The organism is Tardiphaga sp., assembly GCF_025356345.1.
Classification (GTDB): Bacteria; Pseudomonadota; Alphaproteobacteria; order Rhizobiales; family Xanthobacteraceae; genus Tardiphaga.
In genome coordinates, this window is sequence record NZ_JANXTC010000097.1 from 1 (window position 1) to 3,493 (window position 3,493).

Here is a 3,493-nt window from a genome sequence, read left to right on the forward strand (position 1 = left end):
TGTTCGATGGCGAGCAATTTATTACTGTGAAGCGGTCGCGTTTATCAGGATGTCAGGCCCCGGACGTCGCAAATTCTCTTAAAGAAATTCCGGCTGTCATCTGCCGTTAACAAAATCGAACCGATAGCCGGCTAAACCGACGATGAGAGTGCGTGCAACCTTTTCAGTTGACGGCGCGTTTGTCCAAATCTCCAGAAGAAGGATTGCAGCCGTGGAAAGAAGCAACACGCGTGGGAGCAATGAATCTCCGGCCGGCTCACACTCAAATCCTTCGCTCTCGAACCAGCGGGCTCGCGCCAAATGCCAGGGCGCGATGTCGCAACAGGGTTATGGCGCCCACGGCAACGAATGCTATCCGCAGAACATGGTGCAGCTGATCGGTTATCGCGATCCGCGGGCGCTCGCCGAGGCACGGGCGGAAGCCTCGGAACGACTGAAGTTGAAACGCTCCCTGGGTCAGGCCGCCGAATAGCTCACCGCACAAACTCGCCGCATTTCGCGATCGCGTTATCGGCCTGCCCCCATGGCATGATCGGCACCGATGAGGTCGAGTTCTTCGGCGAGCCTTCGATGATCCGGTCGGAATAGACCATATAGACCAGCACGTTCCGCTTGGCATCGCAGCCACGCACAATCTGCATCTTTTTGAAGAACAGAGAACGGCGCTGCCGGAACATATCGTCGCCCTGCTCCATCTTGCCCTTGAACTTGATCGGGCCAATCTGCCGGCACGCCAGCGAGATATCCGAGACCTCCTCGGCCAGACCGAGCCAACCTTTCAAGCCGCCTTTTTCAGGCACGGTGAAGTGACAGGCAACGCCTTCTACTTCAGGATCATCGACACCATAGGTTGCGAGCTTGTCGTTCGGGCTCAGCCACTTGAACACCGTGGAACGGCGGAAGATCAGGTCGGGCTCATCGGCGGCAGCGGCCGGATCGACCAGAAGCGCGGCGACCGTCAGCAACGCCAGCACGCTTGGCAATAACAGGCCTCGCCAAAACGACCGCGCCGAAGCGCGGGAACTGTCGATCGTCATGAAACTCTCCAGATGCGCGTTCAATATCTAGTTATTTCGGTGAAATTTGGAAGCCGCGAAGCCGCGCAGTTAATTAAATGTGAGGCTTTTTTGCTACGCTCGTCTTCAATCGTCGGTATCCTAATATCTCGCGCTGGTGAACCCTTTTCGCGTCTGCGAGACTTCCCCAATAGGAATTCGAGGGTTTGGCGTGAACGCATTTGAGACGGAGTACGGGTTGTCGACCAATAAACTTAGCCTTCGCGGAACTGATATTTTCCATTGCCGGCTTTTGCGGGTAGCGCTGGTCGCTCTGGCGGGACTGGGCGGTACCGCCTCGGCCGATGCAGCGGTATTCTGGTCTGACGAAGATCCGTCTGTCGCTCAGCCACTGCCATCGTCGACGCCACGGCGCACCAGGCCGCCCAAGCGCGCCACGGCCAAGTCGGAAAAGCAGGTTAAGGAAAGCAAGCCGGTCGGGCCGCTGCTGATCGCGATCTCAGTGGATCAACAAACTCTCAAGCTCTACGACGCCAACGGGCTGTTCGCGGAGACGCGGGTGTCGACCGGGATGCGCGGCCATTCCACGCCGATGGGTGTGTTCAGCGTTATCCAGAAGAGCAAATATCACCGCTCCAACATCTACAGCGGCGCGCCGATGCCGTTCATGCAGCGAATCACCTGGTCGGGCATCGCCCTGCATGCCGGCGTATTGCCGGGCTATCCCGCCTCGCACGGCTGCATCCGCATGCCGATGGCCTTTGCCACCAAAATGTGGGGCTGGACGCGGATGGGCGCGCGGGTGGTAATCACCCCCGGTGAAATCTCACCGTCAGAATTCGCGCATCCGCTGCTGGAGGCGCGCATTCCCGGGGCTGCGGGAGCCGCGACTGAAGTAAAAGTTCGAGTCGAGGCCAAGGCGGAGGCGGCCATGACTGGGGCGCCGACGGCGTCTAGCTCCGGCCTCGCATTGACGCCGTCCGGCGATGCCGCCCCAGCCAGGACCGCATCCGACAAGCGCGACCAGACGGTCACAGCGGATGCCAGTGGCGCCATGGCGACGACCAACTCGATCAGCGTTTCCGACGCCTCTCCGGCCAATATCGCAGAGCACGAGACCGTCACGAGGCGCGATGTCGATACCGCGGCGGCCAGAACGGTCGAGACGGCGATCAGCGCGCCTCTGTTGTCGACGTCCGTAAATCAGCCCTCGGCCACGCCTGACGCCTCCGTCCAGGCCGAAGCTTCAAAAGACGAAGTTGTCGGGCTTGCGGCCCCCACCGGCAGCGTTACGACCAGCGGCGCGGCCAACGTGAAGAAGGACGAGACCCGACCGCCGGACGCGGCGAAACCCGTACCGGCGGCGGATGCCGCGCCGAGGCGGACAGGTCAGATCGCCGTATTCGTCAGCAGCAAGGACAACAAGATCTACGTCCGGCAGAATTTTGCGCCGCTGTTCGAGAGTCCGATCCGCATTGCCGCGGGCGAACGTCCATTGGGCACCCACGTTTTCACAGCGCGCGCCGACAAGGACGATGCCCGCACCTTCCTCTGGACGGCGCTATCGCTTCCGGTCGCGGCCCGACGCGCGGATGAAGACAACCGCACCGTGCATCGTCGCAAATCGACCGGCGCCATCGAGGTCAAAGCCATGCCGCAGCCGGAAACCGCGGCGGCGGCGCTGGACCGGCTAACGATCCCGGCCGAGGCCATGGCGCAAATCAACGAGGCCCTCAAAAGCGGCGGTTCGATCATCGTATCGGACCAGGGCATCGCCGCCGGTGGCGAAACCGGTCAGGGCACCGAATTCGTGGTGCCGCTGCGCTGACGCCGTGACGTGAAGACATTGCCAGCCGGTTTCGGCCCCGGTAACTGCCCCCGCCGGCCCAGTGGTGGCCACCGTCACGACTGCCATTGCGCGATCGGGCTCCGGCGTCACGTCGACGATTGGGGATAAGGATGGTTGCCGTAGTGGTCCGGCGATGAAACACGCTATGATGTGGCCATTGGGTACCATGTTAGTTGATGCGGATGGCCGATCCGGGCAAATTTCGTTTCAGGGGAAACACGATGCGTATTGCGGCAGGTGTCTTGTTGGCGAGCGTCATTTCGCTATGCGCGGTTAGTGCCTTCGCGCAGGTACCAAAAGTCAGCACCACCCCGCCCGCCCCCGTGGCGGCCGCGCCCCCCGCAACAACGCCTGCGCCTGCTCCGGTCGCAGTCAAATCCACCTGCGCCAGTCCCGATGCGCTCGGCATCGGCCGCGTCGTCGAGATCGATACGACCGGCGGCCCCGGATTTGGCTTCGAGCATTTCAAGCAGCTCGACTTCCTGCGCGACAAGGAAGTGGTGCTGACCTTCGACGACGGCCCGTGGCCGGTGACCACCCAGGCGGTGCTGAAGGCACTGGCCGACGAGTGCACCAAGGCCATATTTTTCCCGATCGGCAAGCACGCCACCTATCATCCCGAAATTCT

At 61.6% G+C, this 3,493-nt stretch carries 4 protein-coding genes; 3 read left to right on the forward strand and 1 reads right to left on the reverse strand.

The window, feature by feature from the left end:
• Window positions 1–211: 211 nt before the first annotated feature.
• Window positions 212–472 (forward strand): hypothetical protein, encoded by a 261-nt coding sequence (locus tag Q0S16_RS05345; RefSeq protein WP_295845886.1) that lies wholly within the window; start codon window positions 212–214, stop codon window positions 470–472.
• A gap of 1 nt (window position 473) precedes the next feature.
• Here Q0S16_RS05345 and Q0S16_RS05350 read toward each other — a convergent pair whose 3' ends face one another.
• The gene (locus tag Q0S16_RS05350; RefSeq protein WP_295845887.1) at window positions 474–974 is read right to left on the reverse strand and encodes a CreA family protein; all 501 of its coding nucleotides are present in this window, start codon (window positions 972–974) and stop codon (window positions 474–476) included.
• Window positions 975–1,173: 199 nt separating this feature from the next.
• Here Q0S16_RS05350 and Q0S16_RS05355 point away from each other — a divergent pair, with 199 nt between their 5' ends.
• Window positions 1,174–2,844 (forward strand): L,D-transpeptidase, encoded by a 1,671-nt coding sequence (locus tag Q0S16_RS05355; RefSeq protein ID WP_295845888.1) that lies wholly within the window; start codon window positions 1,174–1,176, stop codon window positions 2,842–2,844.
• Between the two features lie 242 nt (window positions 2,845–3,086).
• On the forward strand, window positions 3,087–3,493 hold a 407-nt coding region (locus Q0S16_RS05360), incomplete at its 3' end, for a polysaccharide deacetylase family protein (RefSeq protein WP_295845889.1).